The 22,117-nt window shown below is 74.7% G+C and carries 23 protein-coding genes and 3 pseudogenes; 12 read left to right on the top strand and 14 right to left on the bottom strand.

What is annotated here, in order from left to right; genetic code table 11:
• Positions 1-21: 21 nt before the first annotated feature.
• Positions 22-1,017: a threonine aldolase family protein gene (locus H0S67_RS14895; protein ID WP_180933688.1), complete on the top strand. Its 996-nt coding sequence runs from the start codon at positions 22-24 to the stop codon at positions 1,015-1,017.
• A gap of 41 nt (positions 1,018-1,058) precedes the next feature.
• On the opposite strand, the gene H0S67_RS14890 is transcribed toward H0S67_RS14895, so the two are convergent.
• The 7 genes and pseudogenes from H0S67_RS14890 to H0S67_RS25490 form a co-directional block, all read right to left on the bottom strand.
• Positions 1,059-2,417, bottom strand: a complete 1,359-nt coding sequence (locus H0S67_RS14890) for a hypothetical protein (RefSeq protein ID WP_180933687.1) — start codon at positions 2,415-2,417, stop codon at positions 1,059-1,061.
• A 257-nt stretch (positions 2,418-2,674) separates the two neighbouring features.
• A complete protein-coding gene (locus H0S67_RS14885; protein WP_180933686.1) occupies positions 2,675-3,847 on the bottom strand; it encodes a discoidin domain-containing protein in 1,173 nt (390 codons plus the stop codon).
• A gap of 119 nt (positions 3,848-3,966) precedes the next feature.
• Complete coding sequence (locus H0S67_RS14880; RefSeq protein WP_180933685.1) at positions 3,967-4,845, bottom strand: DMT family transporter; 879 nt, start codon at positions 4,843-4,845, stop codon at positions 3,967-3,969.
• 25 nt (positions 4,846-4,870) lie between these two features.
• Complete coding sequence (locus H0S67_RS14875; RefSeq protein WP_180933684.1) at positions 4,871-5,800, bottom strand: deoxyribonuclease IV; 930 nt, start codon at positions 5,798-5,800, stop codon at positions 4,871-4,873.
• A gap of 79 nt (positions 5,801-5,879) precedes the next feature.
• Complete coding sequence (locus H0S67_RS14870) at positions 5,880-7,319, bottom strand: Stk1 family PASTA domain-containing Ser/Thr kinase (RefSeq protein ID WP_246354759.1); 1,440 nt, start codon at positions 7,317-7,319, stop codon at positions 5,880-5,882.
• Positions 7,320-7,383: 64 nt separating this feature from the next.
• Complete coding sequence (locus H0S67_RS25495; RefSeq protein ID WP_246354758.1) at positions 7,384-7,911, bottom strand: protein kinase domain-containing protein; 528 nt, start codon at positions 7,909-7,911, stop codon at positions 7,384-7,386.
• A 205-nt stretch (positions 7,912-8,116) separates the two neighbouring features.
• A pseudogene (locus H0S67_RS25490) lies at positions 8,117-8,470 on the bottom strand (lytic transglycosylase domain-containing protein); the annotation flags it as partial.
• 30 nt (positions 8,471-8,500) lie between these two features.
• Between H0S67_RS25490 and H0S67_RS25485 the strand changes: the two are divergent.
• Positions 8,501-8,752 (top strand): hypothetical protein, encoded by a 252-nt coding sequence (locus H0S67_RS25485; RefSeq protein ID WP_246354756.1) that lies wholly within the window; start codon positions 8,501-8,503, stop codon positions 8,750-8,752.
• Positions 8,753-9,150: 398 nt separating this feature from the next.
• A complete protein-coding gene (locus H0S67_RS14860; protein WP_180933682.1) occupies positions 9,151-9,522 on the top strand; it encodes an Rv2175c family DNA-binding protein in 372 nt (123 codons plus the stop codon).
• Positions 9,523-9,554: 32 nt separating this feature from the next.
• Here H0S67_RS14860 and H0S67_RS14855 read toward each other — a convergent pair whose 3' ends face one another.
• Positions 9,555-10,637, bottom strand: a complete 1,083-nt coding sequence (locus tag H0S67_RS14855; RefSeq protein WP_180933681.1) for a polyprenyl synthetase family protein — start codon at positions 10,635-10,637, stop codon at positions 9,555-9,557.
• A gap of 77 nt (positions 10,638-10,714) precedes the next feature.
• Between H0S67_RS14855 and metF the strand changes: the two genes are divergently transcribed.
• On the top strand, positions 10,715-11,605 hold the full coding sequence (gene metF / locus H0S67_RS14850) for a methylenetetrahydrofolate reductase [NAD(P)H] (protein WP_180933680.1): 891 nt from the start codon (positions 10,715-10,717) through the stop codon (positions 11,603-11,605).
• A 120-nt stretch (positions 11,606-11,725) separates the two neighbouring features.
• On the top strand, positions 11,726-12,709 hold the full coding sequence (locus H0S67_RS14845) for a hypothetical protein (protein WP_180933679.1): 984 nt from the start codon (positions 11,726-11,728) through the stop codon (positions 12,707-12,709).
• Between the two features lie 30 nt (positions 12,710-12,739).
• Here H0S67_RS14845 and H0S67_RS14840 read toward each other — a convergent pair whose 3' ends face one another.
• Positions 12,740-13,504, bottom strand: a complete 765-nt coding sequence (locus H0S67_RS14840) for a DUF4118 domain-containing protein (protein ID WP_246354755.1) — start codon at positions 13,502-13,504, stop codon at positions 12,740-12,742.
• 287 nt (positions 13,505-13,791) lie between these two features.
• Here H0S67_RS14840 and H0S67_RS14835 point away from each other — a divergent pair, with 287 nt between their 5' ends.
• Entirely contained in the window at positions 13,792-14,466 is a 675-nt protein-coding gene (locus tag H0S67_RS14835; protein ID WP_219635286.1) for a patatin-like phospholipase family protein, read from the top strand.
• A 32-nt stretch (positions 14,467-14,498) separates the two neighbouring features.
• Here H0S67_RS14835 and H0S67_RS14830 read toward each other — a convergent pair whose 3' ends face one another.
• From H0S67_RS14830 to H0S67_RS14810, 5 genes are all read right to left on the bottom strand, one after another.
• Positions 14,499-15,800, bottom strand: a complete 1,302-nt coding sequence (locus tag H0S67_RS14830; RefSeq protein WP_180933677.1) for a phytoene desaturase family protein — start codon at positions 15,798-15,800, stop codon at positions 14,499-14,501.
• An 11-nt stretch (positions 15,801-15,811) separates the two neighbouring features.
• A complete protein-coding gene (locus H0S67_RS14825) occupies positions 15,812-17,248 on the bottom strand; it encodes a hypothetical protein (protein WP_180933676.1) in 1,437 nt (478 codons plus the stop codon).
• A 9-nt stretch (positions 17,249-17,257) separates the two neighbouring features.
• Positions 17,258-17,881: a DUF4126 domain-containing protein gene (locus H0S67_RS14820; RefSeq protein WP_180933675.1), complete on the bottom strand. Its 624-nt coding sequence runs from the start codon at positions 17,879-17,881 to the stop codon at positions 17,258-17,260.
• A 94-nt stretch (positions 17,882-17,975) separates the two neighbouring features.
• The gene (locus tag H0S67_RS14815; RefSeq protein WP_246355445.1) at positions 17,976-18,281 is read right to left on the bottom strand and encodes a thioredoxin domain-containing protein; all 306 of its coding nucleotides are present in this window, start codon (positions 18,279-18,281) and stop codon (positions 17,976-17,978) included.
• A 4-nt stretch (positions 18,282-18,285) separates the two neighbouring features.
• Positions 18,286-18,690, bottom strand: a complete 405-nt coding sequence (locus H0S67_RS14810; protein ID WP_246354754.1) for a YbaK/EbsC family protein — start codon at positions 18,688-18,690, stop codon at positions 18,286-18,288.
• A gap of 168 nt (positions 18,691-18,858) precedes the next feature.
• Here H0S67_RS14810 and H0S67_RS14805 point away from each other — a divergent pair, with 168 nt between their 5' ends.
• The 6 genes and pseudogenes from H0S67_RS14805 to H0S67_RS28260 form a co-directional block, all read left to right on the top strand.
• The gene (locus H0S67_RS14805) at positions 18,859-19,320 is read left to right on the top strand and encodes a hypothetical protein (protein WP_180933673.1); all 462 of its coding nucleotides are present in this window, start codon (positions 18,859-18,861) and stop codon (positions 19,318-19,320) included.
• A 356-nt stretch (positions 19,321-19,676) separates the two neighbouring features.
• Positions 19,677-19,742 (top strand): annotated as a pseudogene (locus H0S67_RS28270) (DUF6504 family protein); the annotation flags it as partial.
• Between the two features lie 20 nt (positions 19,743-19,762).
• Complete coding sequence (locus H0S67_RS25470; protein ID WP_180933672.1) at positions 19,763-20,005, top strand: hypothetical protein; 243 nt, start codon at positions 19,763-19,765, stop codon at positions 20,003-20,005.
• Between the two features lie 11 nt (positions 20,006-20,016).
• A complete protein-coding gene (locus H0S67_RS14795; RefSeq protein ID WP_180933671.1) occupies positions 20,017-20,451 on the top strand; it encodes an SAV_6107 family HEPN domain-containing protein in 435 nt (144 codons plus the stop codon).
• A 138-nt stretch (positions 20,452-20,589) separates the two neighbouring features.
• Positions 20,590-21,720, top strand: a complete 1,131-nt coding sequence (locus tag H0S67_RS28265; RefSeq protein WP_180933670.1) for a PHP domain-containing protein — start codon at positions 20,590-20,592, stop codon at positions 21,718-21,720.
• Positions 21,624-22,060: pseudogene (locus H0S67_RS28260) on the top strand (hypothetical protein); the annotation flags it as partial. The gene H0S67_RS28265 and the pseudogene H0S67_RS28260, both read left to right, overlap by 97 nt.
• Positions 22,061-22,117 lie beyond the last annotated feature (57 nt).

Here is a 22,117-nt window from a genome sequence, read left to right as displayed (position 1 = left end):
ACGACTCGTTAGGTTGGGGCGGTGATCGACCTGCGCAGCGACACCCTGACCCGCCCGACCGACGACATGCGCCGGGCGATGGCCCGGGCCGAGGTCGGCGACGACGTCTACGGCGAGGACCCCACGGTGGCCCGCCTCGAGGAGCACGTCGCCGGGCTGCTCGGCCACGAGGCGGCGCTCTTCACGCCGACCGGCTCGATGGCGAACGTGCTTGCGGTCCGGTCGGTCGTCGGGGTCGGCCAGGAGGTGCTCTGCGAGGCCAGGGCACACATCGCGCGGGCCGAGCTCGGCGCCCACGGTGCCTACACCGGGCTGACGATGCGCACCTGGATCCACCCGCGCGGTCAGGTAGACCTGGCCACGGTCCGGTCGATGTACGCCCCCGACATGGGTCCGTTCTTCGTGCCCACGGCCGCGATCTCGGTCGAGAACACCCACAACTTCGCCGGCGGAGCGGTGCTGCCGCTGGAGGACCTGCGCGACCTCCGCGAGTTCGCCACCGGTGTCGGCGTCCGCATCCACGTCGACGGCGCCCGGCTCTGGAACGCCCACGTCGCGACCGGCGTGCCCCTGGCGGAGTACGGCGCGATCGCCGACGTGATGGCGGTGTGCCTCTCGAAGGGACTCGGCGCGCCCGTGGGATCCCTGATGGTCGGCAGCGCCGATGCCGTCGCCGAGGCCAGGATCTGGCGCAAGCGGATGGGCGGCGGGATGCGGCAGGTCGGCATCCTCGCCGCGGCCGGCCTGCACGCGCTCGAGCACCACGTCGAGCGGCTGGCCGACGACCACGCGCACGCCCGGCTGCTGGCCGAGGCGTGCGGGGTCGATCCGGCGACCGTGGACTCCAACATCGTGGTGGTGCCCCGCACCGACGCCGCCGACTTCGTGTCGGCGGCCCGCGCGGAGGGCGTCCTGGTCGCGGCGGTCGGTCCCACGGCCGTGCGCCTGGTCACCCACCTCGACGTGAGCCGCGAGGACGCCGAGCAGGCCGCGGCGGTCTTCGCCAAGATCGCCTGAGCCTGCCTCTCGCCGGGCCGGCCGTCAGCGACGGGCCGCGGCTACTCCTGCGGCGGATACCCGGGACCACCGGGCTGTCCCGAGTGCGGCGGGGCGGTGGGCCGACCTGCCGGGCGGCCGGGATCCGACTGGATCCGGCCCGCGAGGGCGGAGGCCTGCACACGCACGGCCGCCGGGGTGACGGCCCCGCTCATCAGCGCGACGGCGGCGGCGCACAGCACCGCGAACAGAGCCAGCAGCACGGTGGCCTGCCAGCCGATCTGTCCGAGGTAGTAGCTGCCACGGGAGCTGTCCCCGTCGACGGTGATCCCGGCGTGGGCGGAGGTGAGCCGCGACATCAGCGGCAGGGCCACGAGCAGCAGGCCGACGAAGACCGCGAGGTTGCCGAGGATGCGCTGGGCGGATCCGGTCCTGCGGGCGACCGCGAACGCCGCGAGGAAGAGCACCACGAGCATCACCACGGGCGCCGCCCAGAGCCCCGGGGTGTCGTCGGCGTAGTGGCCCAGGCGGTGCACGTCCGAGGAGCCGCCCCCCGTGCCCGGCCCGGACTCGTGCGAGGTGGTGCCGAACGCCGCTCCCGCGCCGAGCGAGATCAGCCAGAAGCCGCCGCTGGCGATCAGCCCGGCGATCAGCGCGATCCCGGCCGACAGGTCGTCCTGGGTGGGGTCGTAGTCGCTCAGCAGGCTCCCGGTGAAGACCATCAGCAGCAGGCCGACGATGCCGGCGACCGGCAGCATCACGAAGATCGTGCCGATGCCGTAGAGAGGTGCGGCCGTCCAGTCGTGCACCCGCTGCACTGGGGCCGGCCACCAGTCGCGGCGGGAGGCGAACAGCACTGCGACGAGGGTCGACAGGAGCAGCAGGAAGGACAGGAAGAAGGCGCCGGCGATGCTCACGCCCCACTCGGCGTCGAAGCCGAGCCGGGCGGCGGTGAGCTCGGCGCCCCAGCCCCGTCCCATCTTGTCGTTGTCCCCGCGGAACACGATCGCGACGAGCATCACCGCCAGGCCGAGCAGCAGTGCGGCCCGCGCCGCATCGGCGACGGCGTCGAGCGCTCGCGGGTAACGCGCCGTCACGCGACGGAACACCAGCACGGCGCCGACGAGGGCGAGGATCGTGACGGTCAGCGGGAACATGCCCAGGTGGGCGTGGGCCGACTGGTGGCCGTCGTCGAGGTTCAGCACCAGGTCGGCACCGAACGTCGCCGCGAGCAGTGCCGCCACGAGCGTGAGGCCGTTGTCGACGCCGAAGTCGGCGGGCTTGGAGAGCAGCGCCAGCACCGTCGACAGCGCCCCAGCGACGACGAGCGCGGTGGCCGCCGTGAGAGCCGCCCCGACCCAGTTGCCCACGAGGAGCTTCTGCCAGCTGATCGAGGGCAGCATCGGGGTGCGCGGTCCCATGGCTGGGCCGGGTGCGCCCGCGGCGGGCGGCAGGACCGGCGGTGCGGCCGGCGGAGCCGTGGGGGCCGCCGCGATCGGCGCCGTCGGAGGTGGCCCAGCCGGTGGGGTGGCCGGTGGGGTGGTCGTCGGCGGTCCCGCGGCAGCAGTCGGCCGTCCGCAGCTGCCGCAGAAGCGGCTCGTCCCAGGATTGTCGGAGCCGCAGTGGGCGCACGTCAGCATTGGAGTCCCCCGTCCGGTGGTGCGTGTCGCGCGACAGGCTACCCACAGGTTCCGACGTCGAGCCGATGATTCGCCGCGGCCCGCGGCGTACGTCTGGTCAGCCGGGCGTGCCGACCAGGCTGACGTCGCTGATCGGCGTGTAGTCGCGCGCCGCGCGGCCCTTGCCCGGGGGCGAGACGGACACCAGCCGCAGACGCACGGTCCGGGTGGTCACCGGGTCGACCTTTCACCGACTGCATCCGCTCGCTGTCGCCGAGGTCCTGGGAGACGGTGGAGCCGTCGTCGAAGGTCCACTCGACCTTCAGGACGCGCCGATTGCCGTGGTACCAGTCGAGCTCGCGACCGCTCGGGTCCACCGCGGTCTTGGCGTAGCCGTTGATCAGGCCGACCTCGGTCAGCCGCGTCGGGGCACCGAGGTCGAAGGTGAGCTCCGCGCCCGTGCCGTCGCCGGCCATCCGCCAGCAGGTGGTCGGTACGCCGTCGAGCATGTTGCGGGCCTCGTAGCGGACCATGTTGCCGTCGAGGTCCTGGTTGGGCGGGGCCGTCGCCGGGACCGTGGCCGTGGCGTCGCGGGCCACGTCGTCGGGACCTCCGGACGAGCCGCCGGTCGAGCGCGACCCGTGCGCCGGGCGGCCCGATCCTGCGGTGCCCGCGGCCGGCGAGTCGTCGCGACCCGCGAGCAGCCAGAAGCCCAGACCGGCGACCAGGACGAGCACGAGCGCGCCGACGGCCCAGGGGAGCCAGGGTCGGGCACCCGACCCGTCACCCGGGGCGCGGTGGGAGTGCTCGCCGGGAGTGGGCATGGCCGGCGCCCCGTGCATCGGGGTGGGCACCGGGGTGGGTGCGGGAGTCGAGGCCGGCGCAGCCGCCGGGGGCGCGTCGACCTGGTCGGCGAACAGCGGGAACCGGGGGCCGTCGCCGGGCGCGCCCGCGACCGGGGGAGGCGGCGGCAACGACGGCGGGGGCGTGGTGGGACGCGGCGAACCCTGGCTGACCGGGGGCCGGCCGACCGGGGGCCGCTCAGCGGTGTCGTGGCGCCAGTCGGGGCCGTCCACGGCGACCGTGGGCTCCGCCTCGGCGGGCGGGCTCGCCACCGCCGGGAGCACCATGGTCCGCTCGACGGAGTCCTCGGCGCGCTGTGCCGGGGCACCACAGCTCGTGCAGAACCGGGCGCCACCGAGTGCGTGGCCGCAGCTCTTGCACGTGTCCATCCACCCTCCTCAGGTCGTTCAGTTCCGCAGGCCAGCGTAGGGGACGCCCTGAACCGGGCCGTAGGACCGGCCCCGTGCAGGGGCCGGACCCCCGGTCCGGTGAGGGCCTCGTCACACCGTCAGGTGCTGCACTTCGGCTCGACCTTGCGGCGCGGCGCGAGCTCGACGACGAGCATCGCGGCCAGCACCATCAGCCCGCCGCAGACCATGCGCAGCGTGAACGACTCGCCGCCCAGGAGCACCGCGAAGAACGCCGCGAACACGGGCTCCATGCTCATGATGATCGCGCTGCGGGTCGGCGCCAGGTGCGCCTGCGCCCAGGTCTGGCCGACCAGGCCGAGCGCGCCCGCGAACAGCGCCATGTAGACCACCGAGAGCCAGTCACCCGGGGTGTCGGGCAGCACGATGCCGTCGGGGGCCGTGGCGGCCAGGCAGACCAGGGTGATCACGACGATCTGCACGATGGACATCCCCAGGGCCTCGTGCGGCGTCGACCAGGCGCCCAGCCCCACGATGTGCAGCGCGTAGAGCATGGCGGCGACCAGGGTGATGGCCTCGCCGTACCCGATCGAGAGGCCGTTGAGCGTCAGCACCGCCAGGCCGGACGTGGCCAGCACGACCGCACCCCAGGTCATCGCGGTGATCCGGCTGCGCAGCAGCACGGCCGCGAAGACCGGGGTGAGCACGACGTACATGCCGGTGATGAAGCCCGACACGGTCGCGGGCGTGTGGGCGAGGCCGGCCGTCTGCAGGATCTGGGCGACGCCGTAGAGCAGCCCCAGCACGACCGCGCTGCGCCGCGAGGCGGGGGAGAGCCGCGCGACGGCGCGGGGGGCCACGAGCAGCAGCGCCACGCTGGCGATCGCGAACCGCACCGCGAGGAAGTCGAGGGTCGGCACCCGCTCGAGCAGGTCGCGGATCAGGAAGAACGTCGAGCCCCACATCGCGGTGACCCCCAGCAGGGCCAGGGCCGCCAGGAGACCGGTACGACGGCTCATCGCGCCGAGCTCATGTGGTCGGCGCTCACGAGGTCGGGACAGGTACGCCGAGCCGGGCATGACCGGACTCGCGCAACTGCTTGAGCAGGGGGATGTCCACGTTGTCGGCGTCCCGGGAGCCGGGCGTCTCGAGGACGAACGGAACGCCCTCGGTGGCGGGGTGGGCGAAGAGCTCCACGAACGCCTCGGTGCCGATGTGCCCCTGCCCGATCAGCTGGTGCCGGTCCTTGAACGCGCCGCGCACGTCCATCGAGTCGTTGGCGTGCACCAGTCGCAGCCGGCCGGGACCGCCGATCTCGACGATCCGGTCCACCGTGGCGGTCGCGCCGCCGGCCTCGTCGAGCGGGGCGCCGGCGGCGAAGACGTGGCAGGTGTCCAGGCAGATGCCGGCCTTCGGGTGGAAGTCGAGGGCGGCGAGGTAGGGCTCCAGGTCGTCGACGCCCGCGCACAGCGAGCGGCCCTGGCCGGCGGTCGGCTCGAGCAGCAGCCAGGGCGCGTCGTCGCCGGCCACCACGTCGAGCAGCGGCAGCAGGCCCTCGCGCACCTGCCGCATCGCCGCGGCATACCTGGCCTCGCTCTCGGCCGGGTCGTCGGAGGGGTCCACGAACGATCCGGTGTGGACCACGACCCCCTCGGCGCCGATCTGGGCCGCCCGGCGCAGATTGTGGGCGACCGACGCCACCGAGTTGTCGTAGGTCGCCGGCGTGGGGGACCCGAGGTTGACCAGGTAGGGCGAGTGGATGAACGCCCGCGTGCCGCGGCGCTCCACCTCCGCACGGAAGCGGGCGTCCTCCGCGGGCCGCCCGGCAGAGAGCGCCCAGCCGCGCGGGTTGCCCACGAAGATCTGGAGGATCTCGCACCGCAGCAGGTCGGCGTTGGCGAGCGCCCCGTCGACCAGGCCCTTGCCGACCAGCACGTGGGTCCCGATCGGGTTGCGGGTGGGGGAGTCGACCATGGCGCAGACGCTATCCGGCGCCCGCGCGGGCCCGCGCTCCCGGGGCGTCCTCGGCGGCGTGCCCGCAGGAGAGGCCCGGTCAGAGGATGGACAGGACGATGGTGGACCCCTTGGGGACCTTCGTCCCGGAGCCCGGGTCGACCGAGTAGACGTAGCCCACGCCGATGTAGTGGTCGTTCTTGTGGACCACGACCTTGAACCCGAGCGCCTCGAGCTTGGCGGTGGCCGAGTCCACGCCGGAGGCGACCAGGCCACCCGGCACCTCGACCAGCTCGGGACCCCGGGACACGACGAGCTTGACGGTGTCACCGCGGTAGAGGGTGCCGCTGGTGGGCGTCTGGCTGATGACGTCGCCCTCGGCCACGCTGTCGGAGTACTCCTCGGTCCCGCGGTCGACCTGGAGACCCTTGGCCTCCAACGCCTGCTGGGCCTGGTCGGCGTCCTTGCCGGTCCAGTCGGCGATCTTGATCGGGCGTGGCCCCCGGCTCTCGAACAGGTCGACCGCCGTGCCCGGGCGCACGCTGGTGCCCGGTTTGGGGTCGCTGCCCATGACCGTGCCCTCGGGGACGGTGTCGGACCAGCGGCCGATCGCCGTGCCGAAGGTCAGGTGGGACTGCATCAGGGCGTCCTGGGCCTGGTCCTCGCTCATGCCCTTGGTGCGGGGTACGTCGTACCGCTCCTTGCCGAGCGAGATGACCACGCTGACCGTGCCGCCGTCGAGGACGCGCTCGCCCGCGCCGGGGTCGGTGTCGATGACGTGGCCGGCGGGGACGGTCTCGGAGTAGGCCTTCTTGCCCGTGTCGGCGTCGAGGCCGGCCGCCTGGATCTTCTCGATCGCGGCGGACCTCGTCAGCCCCAGCACCGCCGGGGTCGAGGTGTAGCGGGCCCAGCCGAACCACCAGGCCCCCACGCCGGCGCCCACGACGAGCAGCAGGAGGAGCACGAGCAGGATCGGGCCCCGTCGCGAACGCCCGGTCCGCCGCGGGCCGGTGGGCGCGGTGCGGCCGGGCGCGCCGGCGGCAGGCGGCGCCGGCGGCCGGTGGCTCGTGGTGGCCACGGTGCCACGGGGCGACTGGGGGATCAGGGTGGTGTGCTCGTCGTCGCCCGCGGTTGCGAAGAGGGCAGCCGGCACAGCGCCGTCGAACGGGTCCGCAGCCGTGTCGTCGCGCTGCCCGGGCGGGACCTCGACGGCGACGATCTCGCCGGTGTCCGGGTGCAGCAGGGCCGGGGCGAGGTCGGCGGTGAGCTCGGGGTCGTCGTGCACGCCGTCGGCGAGCGCGTGCGCCACCCGGTGCAGCTGGTGCAGCATCACCCCGGCATCGGCCGGGCGCAGGTCCCGGTCGCGTGCGGTCGCGCGGGCGACCAGCGCGTCGACGTACGCCGGCAGGCCCGGCACCGACCGTGACGGCGGCGGGACGTCCTCGTGGACGTGCTTGTAGGCGACCTGGATCGGCGACTCGCCCTCGTGCGGCTTGGTGCCGGTGAGCAGCTCGTAGAGCATCACGCCCGCGGCGTACACGTCCGCGCGGGTGTCGGCGCGGCGTCGAGGACCAGCTCGGGCGCGAGGTAGGAGACCGTGCCGATCAGGATGCCGGAGGTCGCGGTGTGCTGGGTGTCGGCGCTGACCGCCTTCGCCAGGCCGAAGTCGGCCACTTGATCACGGTCGCCCCGGAGTCCGGGGCGGTGGCGATCAGCACGTTCTCGGGCTTGACGTCGCGGTGGATGAGACCGGCCCGGTGGGCGGCGGCGAGTGCGGAGAGCACCGGCTCGAGCAGCGCCAGCGCGCGCGGCGCCGGCATCGGGCTCTCCTTGCGGATCACGTCGCGCAGCGTGTGGCCGGGGACCAGCTCCATCGCCAGGTAGACGGTCCCGTCGTCCTGGCCCTGGTCGTAGACGCCCACCACGTTGGGGTGGGACAGGCGCGCCGCCGCCCGGGCCTCGCGGACGAACCGGGCCGCGAACTCCTCGTCGTCACCGAGGCCGGAGTGCATCACCTTGACCGCGACGGTGCGGTCCAGGCGCAGGTCGACGGCCTCGTAGACGCTGGCCATGCCACCCCGGGCGATCCGGGGTCCGATCCGGTAGCGGCCGTCGAGGAGGCGGCCGGTCATGGGGTCGCCAGTGGCAGCGTCGGCGCCCGTGGGGGCGTGCCGATCTGACTGCCGACGTGGCTGCACTACGACCCTCCTGCGGCCGGATGGGGAAGGATCCGGGACCCCAATCGTACGGACGCCCCGCCTCCACGCCGCGTTGAGGCGTCACCGGCGTGGCGCGCAGAGGGCGTCGGGGGCCGTCGGGGGCCAGTGAGGGACGGGCTCAGGCCGGCGGGCGACCCGCCTCGAGACGGCTCTTGATCGCGAGCACGTTGGCCACGTAGTCCTTGGTGTCCCCGTAGAGGCCGTCGGAGCGGACCGCCCCGAGGCCCTGGTAGTAGGCGCCGACGAGGTGGCGCGGCGAGCCGGTCTCCTCGCCCAGGAAGCGCAGCAGCTGGACGCCGGCGACGGCGTTGTCGGCCAGCCGGTGCAGGTGCAGCCTGTGCCCGGCGTAGAGCGACATCCAGGCGCCGGTGCTCGGCAGCACCTGCATCGCGCCGATGGCGCCCGCGTCGGAACGCCGGTCCATCTGCCAGCCGGACTCCTGCCACGAGACCGCGAGGGCGAGCTGGGGGTCGACCCGTGCCGCGCCGCCGTCCTCGCCACCGTGCGTCGCACCGTCGCGCTCCCGGGGCTCCCGGGGCTCGCGGCCGGCGCCGGTGCCCGGTGCGGCGCCGTGTGGTGCGTCGCGGCGTGGTGCCGAGCCGCGTGGTGCGGCGCCGGGTGCTGCGGCGTGCGGGTGCGGTGGTGCGGCAGCGCGGAGACCACGACCGGGATCTCGAGGCGCTGGCCGACGCGGATCGCCGCCGAGGGCCCGAGGTGGTTGTGGGAGATCAGCTCGGCGGTCCAGGCGTGGTAGCGCACCGCCAGCCCGGTCACCGTCTCGCCGGCACGGACCCGGTGGTCGACGATCCGGCGCCCCGCGGGCAGGTCGCCGGCTGCGGCGTCGGCCGGGGCGACGCTCAGCAGCAGGGCCAGGCCGGTCAGCAGGCCGGTGGCCAGCTCCGGGAGGCGGCTGCGTGTGCGGGTGCGGCGTGCCGGTCGCGGTCGGGGGTTCGGGGTCATCTCGGACACTCCCTTCGTCGTCCCGCGCGGCACCCGGGACCCGAGAGGCCCGGTGGGGACGCCGGGGAACGATCGTCGACCGTAACCCGGGACGGGCTGTGACTCAAGGGACTGGAGTGACCTGAGGGAGGTGGGGGCCGGTCCCGCGGTCGTCGGTTTCGCCGGTCACCCGCCAGGTGGAAGAGTGGTCCCATGAGTGAATCGAGGCTTGCCGAAGCCGACCTGGGCGCGCTGGTTCCGGACTGGATCGACTGGGCCGAGACGGCCCGCAGGCTCGGGGTCACGGTGGGCAAGGTGCGCACGATGATCCGTGAGCACGAGCTGGCGGCCGCGGTCCCGGCCCCCGGTGCCGGCCAGCAGGTCCCCGCTGACTTCGTGCAGGACGGGCTGGTCGTCAAGGGCCTGCCGGGACTGCTGACGGTGCTGCACGACGGCGGGTACGACGACCGCGAGTGCATCGCGTGGCTCTTCACCGACGCGGACCTCCCCGGACGCCCCATCGACGCGCTGCGGGAGAACCGCGGCTCGGAGGTGAAGCGCCGGGCCCAGGCGATGGCGTTCTGAGCCTCGCCCCGGCGCTGTAGCCGACCTCGGACTCAGACGGCGCGATCGGTCGCCGCGGACGCGAGGTCGCGCAGCACCCCGCGTGCCCGGTCGTCGACCCCGGCGCGCTCCAGCGCGGTGACCGCGCGCCCGGCCAGCTCGCCGATCACCGACTCGACCTGGCCGTGGGCCCCGGAGGCGTCGATGATGCCCCGGAGGCGCTGCACGGCGGCCTCGTCCAGGTCGCTGCCGAGCGCCCGGTGGAGGGCGTCCGCCTCGTCGGGGCCGGCGGCGTCCAGTGCGAGGGCGACCAGCACGGTGCGCTTGCCCTCGATCAGGTCGTCGCCCGCGGGCTTGCCGGTCGCGGCCGGGTCGCCGAACACGCCGAGCAGGTCGTCGCGAAGCTGGAAGGCCTCGCCGAGGGGGAGCCCGAAGGCGGTCAGGTCCGCCATCGTGCCCGGCCCGGCGCCGGCGAGGGCCGCGCCGATGTGCAGGGGCCGCTCGATGGAGTACTTCGCGGACTTGTAGCGCAGCACGGTCATCGCCGCGTCCACGTCGGCGAGGCCGCGGGCCTGGACGGAGACGTCGAGGAACTGGCCGGCGATCACCTCCGACCGGCAGAGGTCGAAGACGTCGAGGGCCGGCGCGACCTGCTCTGCGGGCAGGCCGCAGCGACGCAGCAGCTCGTCGGCCCAGGAGAGCAGCAGGTCACCGAGCAGGATGGCGGCGGCGCCGCCGTACTGCTCCGGGTCGCCGCGCCACCCGGCTCGGCGGTGGTCGGTCTCGAACTGACGGTGCGTCGCGGGCCGTCCGCGCCGGGTGTCGGAGGCATCCATGAGGTCGTCGTGGACCAGGGCGCTGGCGTGCAGCAGCTCCAGCGAGGCGCAGGCGCGGATCAGGGCGTCGTTCTCGGCGGGCCGGTCGGCGACGTCGGGGGCGACGGCGAGGTGGCCCCAGTAGCAGAAGGCGGCGCGGAAGCGCTTGCCGCCGGAGACCGCGGCCCGCGCTTCGTCCAGGAGTCGAGCGGCGTCGGGACCGAGGGGCGCCAGGCGCCCGGCCTGCTCCTCGAGGAACGCGTCGAGCGCTGCCTGCACGCGGTCGCGGAAATCTGCGCTGTCCCACCCGCTGCTCGTCACGCAAAGAGGGTAGACAGAGCCCCCAGTGCGGTGGACAACGCCCCCGAGGGGCCCTGTCGCTACCTACACTCGACGCCATGACCGACCATCGCGCCCAGAGCATCGGGGAGCTCATCCGCACCGGGGGGCGCTCGTTCTCCTTCGAGTTCTTCCCGCCCAAGGACGAGGCCGGCGAGGAGCAGCTGTGGCGAGCCATCAGCGCGCTGGAGCCCTACCGGCCGACCTTCGTGTCGGTGACGTACGGCGCGGGCGGGAGCACCCGGGACACCACGGTCCGGGTGACCGGGCGGATCGCCCGGGAGACCTCGCTCACGCCGATGGCGCACCTGACCTGCGTGGGGCACACACGCGCGGAGCTCACCGCGATCCTCGGCTCGTACGCTGACGCCGGGGTGCACAACGTGCTGGCGCTGCGCGGTGACCCGCCGGGCGGTCCGGGCACGCCCTGGACGCCCACCGAGGGTGGGCTGACCTACGCCGACGAGCTGGTCGCGCTGGTCCGCGAGACCGGGGGGTTCAGCGTGGGCGTCGCCGCGTTCCCCGAGGGCCACCGCGAGGCCGAGTCGCTCGACCACGACGTCGCCGTCCTCGCCCGCAAGCAGCAGGCGGGCGCCGAGTTCGCGATCACCGACATGTTCTTCCGGGCGAGCGACTACTTCGGGCTGGTCGAGCGCAGCCGGGCGGTCGGCGTGGACATCCCGATCCTGCCCGGCATCATGCCGATCACCAGCCTGGGCCAGGTCACGCGGATGGCCCAGCTGTCGGGCCGCGAGGTCCCCGCCGAGGTGGTGGCCCGTGTCGCCGCTCGCGAGGACGACCCGGCCGCGGTGCGGGCCGAGGGCGTCGCCGTTGCCGCCGAGCTGTGTGAGGAGCTGCTCGCGGGTGGTGCGCCCGGCCTGCACTTCTACACGCTCAACCGCTCCAAGGCCACGCTCGAGATCTTCGCGGCCCTCAACATGACCGTCTGAGCGGTCGTCGTTCTCGGCGAATCGTCTGCGCACCCGGGATCCGGCGGTGCATCATCGCCGCGGCGGGCACTCGTCCGCTGCCGCTCCGCGGCGTTCCCGACCGCATAGGAGCTCGCGCTCGTGGCCACCCCGAAGACCGTCCTCGCCGGGACCGCCGCGGTACTGATGTGTGCCGCCCCGCTCGCTGCGCCGCCGGCACAGGCCGCCCCGACTGCCCCTGCCGACGGCGTGTACACCGCGGCGAACCGGAACTACGCCGTCGCCGCTGGGCGTGAGCTGGTGCGTGGCGCTGACACGACGCGGGCCGCCCGCGCGCACCTGCGCGCCGAGATCCACGACCTGCCCGCGGACCAGCGTCCCTTCTTCGCGGCCGGACCGCTGCGGGGGCGCTCGTTCACCGTGCGGGTCGTCGCCGACTACGCGTGCCTGGACGCCACCCCCGGCGCCCGGACGGTCCGCGCCGGCGCCTGCAGTCCCGGTGACGCCCCCACGGCGCTGAGCCCGCTGCGGACCGCGGCACTCTCCGTGGACGTGCTGCGCGTCGGCACCCTCGACACCTCCTTCCCCTCCACCTACTGGCGCGGGCTCGACCCACGCCGGCTCGCGACGTTCGCCGGCAGCGCCGCGCCGAGCGGCGGCCGGGCGGCCGGGATCACCGACCGCGACGACGACGGACTCGACGACGACGGCCGGGTGACGTTCCGCAAGGACGGCTCGGCGGTGTGCCTGGTGCTGCCGCTCGACCACGAGAGCAGCACCCGGGTCGTGAACGCCGCGTGCGGTGACCTTCCCGCTCGCAGCACCCACGACCTGTCCAGGGCCGGGCAGCGGGCCCAGCTCATCGACGCGACGACGCAGGTGGCGGAGCAGATCCAGCAGCTCTCGAGCGCCCGGAACGTGCCGGTCAACGAGCTCACCGACGCCGACCTCACCGACATCGAGTCCGGGGTCGACGACCGCTACAGCATGCTGTGGTTCCCCCGCACCGACGGCGAGACGCGACCGACCGAGGTGGTCCTGGTGCTCCAGGGCTGGGCCGGAGTGGCGGAGTTCACCACCGAGACCGTCGGCGCCGAGTACGTCGTCGACCTCGGCTCGGTCTAGGTCCGGCACGCCGCGCCGGGGCAGGCGACCTCAACCGGTGTCGACAGCTGCCGCCACCTGGTCGGCCAGCAGCACCGCGACCCGACGCTGCTCGTGGGTCGGGTAGGTGATGCGGGAGGTGGCGGTGACCAGGAAGTGGGCGACCACGCGTGCCCCTCTCCGGACCGGGATGGCGACGTACTCGTCGGAGGGCAGCCCCAGCCGGTCGACGTCGACCGGGCGGTCGCCCCGCGTGACGACGCCGTCGTGGTCGAGGACGGCGACACGTGCGTCGCCGACCCGACCCGGGACGAAACGGCACTCGTCGGCGCCCAGGACGTCGGTGATCTCGCGGGCGACCACGTCGACCATCGCCGCGGCAGGCGTGTCTCCTTCCGCCACCAGCCTCGCGGCGCCGAGCACGCCGTCGAGGTAGCCGGAGCGACGGGCCGCTCGGGACTGCTCCCGGTAGCCCCACAGGGCGATCTCGGTGACGATCGAGCCGATCAGCACGAGCAGGACGGTGGCCTCGAGGTCATCGGAGTCCGAGATCGTGAACCGCTGGTACGGCGCGGTGAGGAAGAAGTCGAACCAGACGCCACCGGAGACGGCGGCGACGAGTCCGGCGACCCGGTCCCCGGTGGCCGCTGCCGCGACCACCCACAGCACCAGGACGAGGACCGCGGTCGCGGCCGGGACGCCGTCCCGGACCGTCGAGAGCAGGGCGCAGGTCACCAGCGGCAGCGCCGCCGCCCCGATGCGGGCGATCGTGCGCCACCGCGCCCCGAGCATCCTCTCCCCGACGCCGTCGACCATGCGTCCGCGCTCCTGTCACGAGGTGAACCCCTGTCACCAGTGATACACCGGAGCCCGTGGGCGCACCCGAGTGCGACGTGCCGGCTCCCAGCCGCCGCACAGCCGTGACCCACGGTCGCCACAACGAGCCCGGGCACGATCGTTCCCATGACGACGCTCGCAGGGCGCGTCGACGGCCGTCCCCCGTTGGCCATGGTCTACGGCGGTGGCGGGATCGTCGGGATCGCCTACACCGCTGGGGTCGCGGCCGGCTCGCCGCGTCCGGGATCCCGGCCGCCGCGGCGCCGGTGCTCGGCACGTCGGCGGGGTCGTGGACGGCCTCGGCCCTGGCGCTCGGGCTGACCTACGAGGACCTCCGGGAGCTGGAGGCACCCTCGGTGCCGGACCTGCGCGCCGGCGTCCTCGCCGATCTCGCCCGACAGCTGTTCGGGGAGGCCAGGAGCCCTCTCGTCGCCGTCTCGGCCGTCTGCGTGCGCACCGGTCGCCGACACATCCTGGACGGTGGTCGCCACCCGCTCGCGGACCTGGTCGCGGCCTCGTCCGCCGTGCCCGGGCTCCTGGCGCCACACCGAGTCGAGGGACGGCTGTACGTCGACGGCGGGGTGCGGTCGGCCACCTCGATCGACGCCGCCAGGGAGGCCGACCGCGTCATCGTCGTGGCCCCGCTGGCGGGCCCCGTGCTCGGGCCGGTGGGTCGCGTCGCTGAGCTGCTGCTGAGGCTGGAGCTGCGGCGGTGGAGGGCGAGCCACCCCAGGTCCTCGGTGACCCTGATCCGACCCGACCGGGAGGTCGCGCGAGTCGTCGGGCTCCGACCGCTGGCGCTCTTCGACGCGGCCCGGGCCCGCGACGTGTACCCGTTGGCCTGTGCGCAGGGGCTCCGGTGCGGGTCGCTGCTGACCCGGACCGGCTCCCCGTGGGCAAGTTCCGCTGCCCGGGTCGACCCCGTGGCCACCGCGGCGTAGGCGCCTGCCCGTCGCCCGGTCGGTCGAGGAGGTCAGGCGGGGCCGACGGCCTGGGCCACCAGCGCCGCCGAGAGCCCGACGAACGGGAGACCGGCGCCGGGGGTGGCGTGGGCGCCGGCGGCGTACACACCGGCCACGGGGGTGGCCGGGCCGAGTCGTTGCCGGACCGTCGCGCGTCCCTGCCACAGCACGCCGAGGGGGGACCCGCCCCACCGCTCGACCAGGTCGCGGGGCGAACGGTCGACCCGGGCGACGACGTGGGCGCGCACGTCGAGCCCGCGGCGGGCGAGCGCGAGCAGCATGTCCTCGGCGAGGCGGCCGCGTCCGTGCACGGTCCACGCGGCATGGCCCTCCGGGGCCCGACCGCCGGTGCGCACCACGAGCATCGGGTCACCGTGGAGGACCGTCTCGCGCGGCAGCTCCGGCACCGGTCCCTCGAGCCCGAGGTGGACCACCACCGGCGGGATCGCCGGCATCGTGCGCCGGACGTAGCCGGCGAGGGCCGGGAGCCGGCGCGGGTCCACGGCGCACACCACGACGTCGGCGTCCACGTCACCCTCCGCCGTCGCGACGGCCACCACCCGACCCTCGCGCACGACGAGGTCCGACACGACCGTGGACGTCCGCACCGTCACCTTGCGGGTGGCCAGCCGCCGCTCGAGGGCGGCGGCCAGCCCGGCCATCCCACCCTCGACCGTCCACGCGCCGAAACGCTGCTGGACGTACGCCGTCACCCCCAGCCAGGCGGGCACGTTGCGCAGGTCGTGGCCCTCGGCGACGAACGGGTGGCCGGCCACCAGCCGCAGCCGCTCGTCCTTGAACGTCCGGCGCAGGCGCTTGTGCAGCACCTCGCGGCTGTCCAGCCGCGCCGCCAGCTCCCGGGAGAGGTCGTCCGGGTCCCAGGGCTGCTCGAGGTACCCCCGACGGAGCACGGCCCAGTCGTCGGCGTACGACGCCACGTGGTCGACCCAGCGCCTGCCCAGGCCCGGGCCCAGCTCGTCGAAGGCCGCGATCTGGGCCGCGCGCGAGCCGCCGGGCAGGGAGACCGAGGAGCCGTCCTCGAAGCGGTGCTCGCTGATCACGTCCACGGGGACCAGCTCCAGCTCGCGCTCGACCGGGCGCCCCGACTTGCGGAAGAGGTCCCTCACCACCGCGGGCAGCAGCGCGTGGGTCGGCCCGGCGTCCCACGCGAACCCCTCCGTGGACTCCGCGACGAGCGCACCCCCGAGGGACGGCGAGCGCTCCAGCAGCGTCACCTCGTGGCCCAGCTTGGCCAGACGTGCCGCGGAGGCCAGGCCGCCGTACCCGCCACCGACCACCACGACGCGCGCCATGGCCCCAGACCCTACGGTGCCGTGGTGAGCCCGACGCGGCGCAGGTCGGGCGCCGGCTCGAGGGCGCCGAAGTCCGAGCCGAGCAGCCGGTCGACGAAGGCGAACAGGGCCACGTTGACCTCGGCCAGTCGCGCCCCCGGGGCCAGCGCGAGGCAGGGGTCGAGCTTGGCGAAGAAGCCGGTGGGCGTGTCGGCCATGATCAGGGTGTTGCCCGTCTCGTCGTCCGCCCGCTCGAAGGCCCGACCGTCCCAGGTGACCGGGAAGCTGACGTCGCCTTCGACCGTCGCGCCCCGGCCGAAGGCAACGGCCCTGCCGCAGCGACGCGCGTCCATCAAGGGCACCATCGCCTCGAGGTCGGCGACCCGCACCCCGGGGTCGACGCCGGCGACCAGGGTGGCCTGCAGGAGCGTGAAGAACCGGAGGTCGACCTGCGCGACGGTGGACACCCCGGCCGACATGCGGGTGTTGAGCTCGGTGGGCCGGAAGCCGTCGGCCGTGAGCACCCCGTCGATCCCGAACGCGCCGCGGTAGCCCTCGGTCTCCTGGAGGTGCGCGCCCACGCGTCGGACGACGTCACGCATCTGCTCCCGATCGCCCTCGGGCGGGTCCCAGAAGGTGCCGAGCCCGCCGTAGACGAACTCCCGCCTGACGGGATCGCGCAGCACCGCGATCTCCACCGGCCTGAACGCCGCGGTGCCGTCGGGGAGCACGAAGCCGTGGATCGAGCAGGGCACGCCGTCGAGGAACGGCATCACCCGGACCCGGTCGCACCGCGGCAGGAAGAACGCACGGGCCGCCGCGGCGTCCCGGTCGTCACGGATCCAGCGCACGTAGTTGCCGCCGCCGTTGAAGCCGTCGCGGGCGTCGCCGGACCAGACCGCGCCGAGGGGGCCGGAGAGCCGGGCGGTGGCTGCGGCGAGGGCACGCGCGTCCACGGGCTCGATCACGTACGGCGCGGACCGCACCCCGGCCGCCGCCCAGATGCCGTCGGCCAGCATCTTGTCCTCGAGGGCGAGGAACGACGCCGGTCGGCCGCCGGTGACCGGGCGGCCCAGGATCGGCTCGTCGGTGGTGACGAAGGGGGAGGTGTACCAGACCGCCTGCCGGTCCGGGTCGAACGCCTCGATCGCGGCCACCGCCTCTGCGGGCAGGTGGCGGACGAGCTTGTCGTGGGCGCGCAGCTCGTCGGTGGGCATGGTCGCGGCCGGCGGGGCCACCTCGACGACCACGCACTCGCCGGCGTCGGGGACCCGGCCGGCACCGCGGGCGGTGGAGACCACGAGCACGGGGCAGTCGAGCTCGCGCAGCCAGTGCACGACCGGGGTGAAGCCCGCCAGCACCCCCGGGCCGACGAGCACGGGGCGCCCGGCGTAGAGCTCGCCGAGCCGGGCGGTCACCGCCGCGCGGGTGGCGGGATCGCTGAGCGGCCGGTCGGTCGTGCGTCCCATGCACCGACGCTAGTGAGTGCGCGGCGGGTCGGCCACCGGAATACCGGGGCGGGGACGCGGGTCGCGCCTGCGCCGCCACCGGCGCCAGCCGCGCCGGACCAGCCGCGCGAGCAGGAGGAGCAGGAGCAGCCCCGCCGCCAGCAGCACCCCGGCGACGGCGGCCGCGCCCCGCGGGTGCTCGATCGCGAACCACACGACCGCCAGCACCGTGACGTCCTCGGCCACGCTGGCCGTGATGTTGGTGACCGGCTCGGGGGAGGTGTTCAGCGCCAGCCGCCCGCCCGCCTTGGCCAGGTGGGACAGCAGCGCCGTCCCGCCGCCGACCACGCCGAGCACCGCCGCGTCGAGCGAGTCCGCCTGGCCGGCGATCAGGACGCCCACCACGGCGCCGGCGGTCGGGCGGATCGCGGTCGAGACCAGGTCCCACGTGGAGTCGACGTACGGGATCTTGTCGGCCACGAACTCGAAGGAGTAGAGGAAGAACGCGACCGCCAGCACGTCCCAGCGACCCAGCGCGTCGGGGATGCCGGCGAACCCGCCGACCCGGTCCGCGAGGCCCAGGACCAGCACGACCAGGTAGCAGTTCACCCCGCTGGCCCAGCCGCTCGAGAACGCCAGTGCGAGCGAGTCCACGCGCGGAGTCTAGGCGCGCTCGGTGACGGGCACGAGCCTCAGTGGGCTCCCTCGGCCTCGGCCACGCGGGCCAGGGCGTCCGCATCCCGGCCGATCACGGTGGTGCCGTCGGCGGCGGTGATGATCGGCCGCTGGATGGTCGCCGGGTGCTCCGCCATCGCCGCCAGCCAGGCCTCGCGGTGGCCCGGCTCGCGGGCAGGTCGATGCCCGCCTCCCGGGTCTCCTTCGGCCGCGCCACGTCCCACGGCTCGAGCCCGAGCCGTGCCACGACCTCGCCGAGCTCCGCGGCGGTCGGCGGGTCCTCCAGGTAGCGGCGCACCGTGTAGTCGACGCCCGCGGCGTCGAGCTCGGCGGTCGCGGTGCGGCACTTCGAGCAGGCGGGGTTGATCCAGATCTCCATGGCGTCAGTCGACCTCGACCTCGGTGGCGCCGGTGAGGGTGAGCAGCTCGTCGTACGTCGTGGAGAACACGGCGGCGGGATGGCCGGCGGCGGCCCAGACCACGTCGTACGTGCGCAGCCAGGGGTCGAGGTACGTCGGCACCGGAGCGGGGTGGCCGATGGGGGAGACGCCGCCGATGACCTGGCCGGTGTGCTCACGCACGAACTCCGGCTTCGCGCGGCGGAGCTCGGTGACCCCGATGCGCTCGGCGGCGCGGCCGGTGTCGACCCGGTGCGCGCCCGAGGTGAGGATCAGCACGGGCGAGCCCTCGGCGTCGAAGAGCAGGCTGTTGGCGATCGCCCCCACCTCGCAGCCGAGCGCCTCGGCCGCCAATGCTGCGGTGTGGACGGAGTCGGGGAGAATGACCACCTCACCGGTCCCCCCACGAGCCCGGTGTTCGTCTCGAAATCGGGTGATCGTGGGGTGCTCGGTCGTCATACTGCGACCCTAGCCACGGGCGGGGGCCGCTCGAGCTGTGGGTGTTCGGCGTGGGAACGCCGGGCGGAGCCCCGGGGGAGACCCGGGAGAGGAGAGTGCATGAGTCGGCAGCGTCCGCGCTCGGTGTGCGGTGCGACCTGGGTCCTGGGTGGGCTGGTGGCCCTGAGCGGGTTGACCGCCCTGCTCACGATCCTCCTGCGTGGCAGCCTGGTCGACTCCTGGGCCTCCGGGCACCCGGACGAGACCGGCTCGGTGCAGCCGCCGTCGTTCGTCCCGGTGGCGATCGTGCTCTTCGTCGTGTTCGCACTGCTGGCGGGCGTGCTGCTGATGTTCTTCCGCAGCGGGCACGCGTGGGCGCGCCTGGCGCTCACCGCCCTGGCGGTGCTGATGGCCGTGGCGAGCCTCGCCGGCCTGCGCACCGAACCGCCGGCGCTCTTCTACGTGCTCTCGGTGGTCTCCGCCGTGCTCGACCTCGCGCTGCTGTTCTTCCTGTGGCACCGCGACACCTCCTCCTTCATGCGCGGGGCGTGGAACGAGCCCCGTCCCGTCCCCGGCAGGTAGCAACCTCACGGGTGGTCCCCGCCGTTCGGCACCCTCCGGAAGCCCCGCCGAGGTGCCGAGCGGCGGGGACTTTCGCGTCCGCAGGGGTTCTGCCTCCGCCACGCGCGCGGGTCTTGACGTCCTGTCGGCGCCGGGGTGTACCGTTCTGAGTGTTCGAACAGATGTTCGAGCCAGCCGCTCGGTGGGGGCGACCTCGACCCCGCCCCCGCCGGGCCGGCCGCTGGTCGGTGCGACCGGTGAGACCGGGAGCGGTGCGGTGCCGGGGTCGGTGTCCGGGGTCGAGACCGATGGCGCGAGAGGTGGCGTGATGAGGCGGTACGACGACCCGGTGGAGGTGCGCAGGGGATGGTGACGGCGTGGAGGCTCCCGAGCAGTTCCTGTGGCGGGGGCGGTTGTGGAAGGTGCGGGCGGTGGTCGCCCACTGGGTGGAGACGACGCCGTGGTGGCAGTCGTCCGGGGCGCGGGCGGTGATCGGGTCCGAGGACTCGCCGTCCGGAGCGGGCGGGCCGTCGGAGCGGGCGCGTCGTCGGCGGTGGCCGGGGACCTGCTGGTCGAGCGCGAGCTGTGGCGGGTCGAGGCCGGGCGCGGTCCCGCGTCCGGCGAGGCCGCCGACGGGGGTGGGGTCTTCGACCTCTCCTTCGACTGGGGCGACGGTCGCTGGCAGCTCGTCGGCTGCGCGGACTGAGGGGGAGCGAGATGAGCGCCCCCAACCCCTATGCGCTGCCGGCCACCACCCACTCCTACCTCGCACGCGCGGCCGAGTCGCTGAGCGAGGCGATGGTCGATGCCGAGGTGCCGGCCCGCTATGCCTGTGCCCACGTCGCCGCGCTGCGCGCCGCCGCCGCCCTGCTGGCGGCGCGGGCGCACCCGGCGCCGGCGCGCCGGCGGCCCCAGAAGAACGCCTGGGTGCTGCTGGCCGAGGTGGCTCCCGAGCTCGCCGAGTGGGCCCGGTTCTTCTCCGCCGGCGCGGGCAAGCGGGCCGCGGCGGAGGCGGGCTCGGTGCGGGCGGTGACCGAGCGCGAGGCCGACGACCTGGTCCGCGACGCCGACCGGTTCCTCGCGGTCGAGCAGTCCCTCGGGCTGGTGCCGCACGCGCCGGCGCGGGCCCAGGTCGTGCGCCACGTGAGCTGAGCGCTTCGGGTGGCGTGCGGCGGGAGGAGCGGGATAGAGTGGTGTTGTTCGAACAGGTGTTCGATGTGACAGTCAGGGGTCGAGCCGGCTGCGCGCGCAGGAGGCGACCCGTGCCCCGATCCCTTCCCCCATCTCCACGTGGCCTCGGGCTACTCCCTGCAGTACGGCGCGTCCCACCCGCACGTGCTGGTCGCGCGGGCCGTCGAGCACGAGATGGACACCCTGGCCCTGACCGACCGGGACGGCACCTATGGCGCGGTGAAGTTCGCCAAGGCGTGCCTGTCCGCGGGGGTGCGCCCGGTGCTGGGCGTGGACCTCGCCCACGGCCCGCGACGTCGTACGACGGGGCCGGCCGGGCGACCGGTTCGTCCGCCGTCCCGGGCCGGGCCCGCACGCCGGTGCGGGGCGGGGCGTTTCCGCGACCCCCGGCTGCCCCGGGCGACGCTCCTGGCCGAGGGCCGGCGGGGTGGGCGGCGCTGTGCCGGCTCGTCTCGGCCACCCACCTGGCCGGTGAGCGGGGCACGCCCGTGCTCGACCCGGGGGCCGGCGGTGGCCGAGCTGCTCGGCTCCGGCGACCTGCTGGTGCTGCTGGGGCCCGCCTCCGAGCTGGGGGCCGCGGTCACCCGGCGTCGCGACGACCTTGCCCACGCGGCGCTCGCGCCCTGGCGGTCGCTGGTGCCGAGGGAGAACCTCCTGGTCGAGCTGGTCTCCCACCGCCTCGGGGGGCCGGTGGCAGCTGGGGCCCCGGCACCACCCCGCACGCCGCCCGGATGGCCGGGGTGGCCCGGCAGGCCGGTCTCGGGACCGTGCTCACCAACGCAGTGCGCTACGCCGACCGCCGCGACGCCCCCACCGTGGACGTCCTCGACGCCGCCCGCCGGCTGGTCGCCCTCGACCGCCGGCACGTGGACCGGGGCAACGCCGAGGGGTTCCTCAAGTCCGGCAAGGAGATGGCCGAGGTCGCCGAGGAGATCTGCCGGCTCGCCGGGCTGGCCGCCGACCCGGCCCGCGAGGCCCGGCAGCTGCTGGCCCGCACCCGCGCGGTGGCGGACCGGTGCGCGCTCGACCCCCGCGCCGACCTGGGGCTGGGGGAGGTGCACTTCCCGGAGTTCGAGCTCTCTGCCGGCGGCGTCGTGCCCCGGGCCACCCCCGGCGCGAGCCCGGCCGACGCCCTGCTCCGCGCCCGGGCCGAGGGCGCGGTCGGCGACCGCTACGGCTCGGCGCCCCGCCAGGTCCTCTGGAAGCGGCTCGACGACGAGCTGGAGGTGATCCGCGAGCTCGGCTACGCGTCGTACTTCCTCACCGTCGGCGACGTCACCGACCTGATCCGCGACATGGGCGTGCGCTGCGCGGCGCGCGGCTCGGGGGCGGGCAGCCTGGTCAACTACCTGCTCGGCATCTCCGGGTCGACCCGATCCGCCACGGCCTGCTCATGGAGCGGTTCCTCTCCCCACTGCGCCAGGCGCTGCCCGACATCGACGTCGACGTCGAGTCGGCGCGCCGCCTGGAGGTCTACGAGCGGGTCCTCGACCGCTACGGCGGCGAGCGGTGCGTGTGCGTCTCGATGATGGACACCTACCGGGTCCGCCACGCCGTCCGCGACGTCGGCGCCGCGCTCGGCATGCCGCCGGGCGAGATCGACGCGATCGCCAAGGCGTTCCCGCAC

Source organism: Nocardioides ungokensis (genome assembly GCF_013466985.1).
GTDB classification, from domain to species: Bacteria; Actinomycetota; Actinomycetes; order Propionibacteriales; family Nocardioidaceae; genus Nocardioides; species Nocardioides ungokensis.
The sequence above is the reverse complement of the archived record's forward strand: the minus strand, read 5'-3'. Positions and strand labels throughout refer to the sequence as shown.

Coding starts and splice junctions, on each gene's coding strand:
- H0S67_RS14890 (WP_180933687.1), bottom strand. CDS start 2,417: ATGGGACCGCGCACCCCGATGCTGCCCTCGATCAGCTGGCAGAAGCTC.
- H0S67_RS14885 (WP_180933686.1), bottom strand. CDS start 3,847: ATGGACACGTGCAAGAGCTGCGGCCACGCACTCGGTGGCGCCCGGTTC.
- H0S67_RS14880 (WP_180933685.1), bottom strand. CDS start 4,845: ATGAGCCGTCGTACCGGTCTCCTGGCGGCCCTGGCCCTGCTGGGGGTC.
- H0S67_RS14875 (WP_180933684.1), bottom strand. CDS start 5,800: ATGGTCGACTCCCCCACCCGCAACCCGATCGGGACCCACGTGCTGGTC.
- H0S67_RS25495 (WP_246354758.1), bottom strand. CDS start 7,911: ATGACCGGCCGCCTCCTCGACGGCCGCTACCGGATCGGACCCCGGATC.
- H0S67_RS14860 (WP_180933682.1), top strand. CDS start 9,151: ATGAGTGAATCGAGGCTTGCCGAAGCCGACCTGGGCGCGCTGGTTCCG.
- metF (WP_180933680.1), top strand. CDS start 10,715: ATGACCGACCATCGCGCCCAGAGCATCGGGGAGCTCATCCGCACCGGG.
- H0S67_RS14840 (WP_246354755.1), bottom strand. CDS start 13,504: ATGGTCGACGGCGTCGGGGAGAGGATGCTCGGGGCGCGGTGGCGCACG.
- H0S67_RS14830 (WP_180933677.1), bottom strand. CDS start 15,800: ATGGCGCGCGTCGTGGTGGTCGGTGGCGGGTACGGCGGCCTGGCCTCC.
- H0S67_RS14825 (WP_180933676.1), bottom strand. CDS start 17,248: ATGGGACGCACGACCGACCGGCCGCTCAGCGATCCCGCCACCCGCGCG.
- H0S67_RS14815 (WP_246355445.1), bottom strand. CDS start 18,281: ATGGAGATCTGGATCAACCCCGCCTGCTCGAAGTGCCGCACCGCGACC.
- H0S67_RS14805 (WP_180933673.1), top strand. CDS start 18,859: ATGAGTCGGCAGCGTCCGCGCTCGGTGTGCGGTGCGACCTGGGTCCTG.
- H0S67_RS14795 (WP_180933671.1), top strand. CDS start 20,017: ATGAGCGCCCCCAACCCCTATGCGCTGCCGGCCACCACCCACTCCTAC.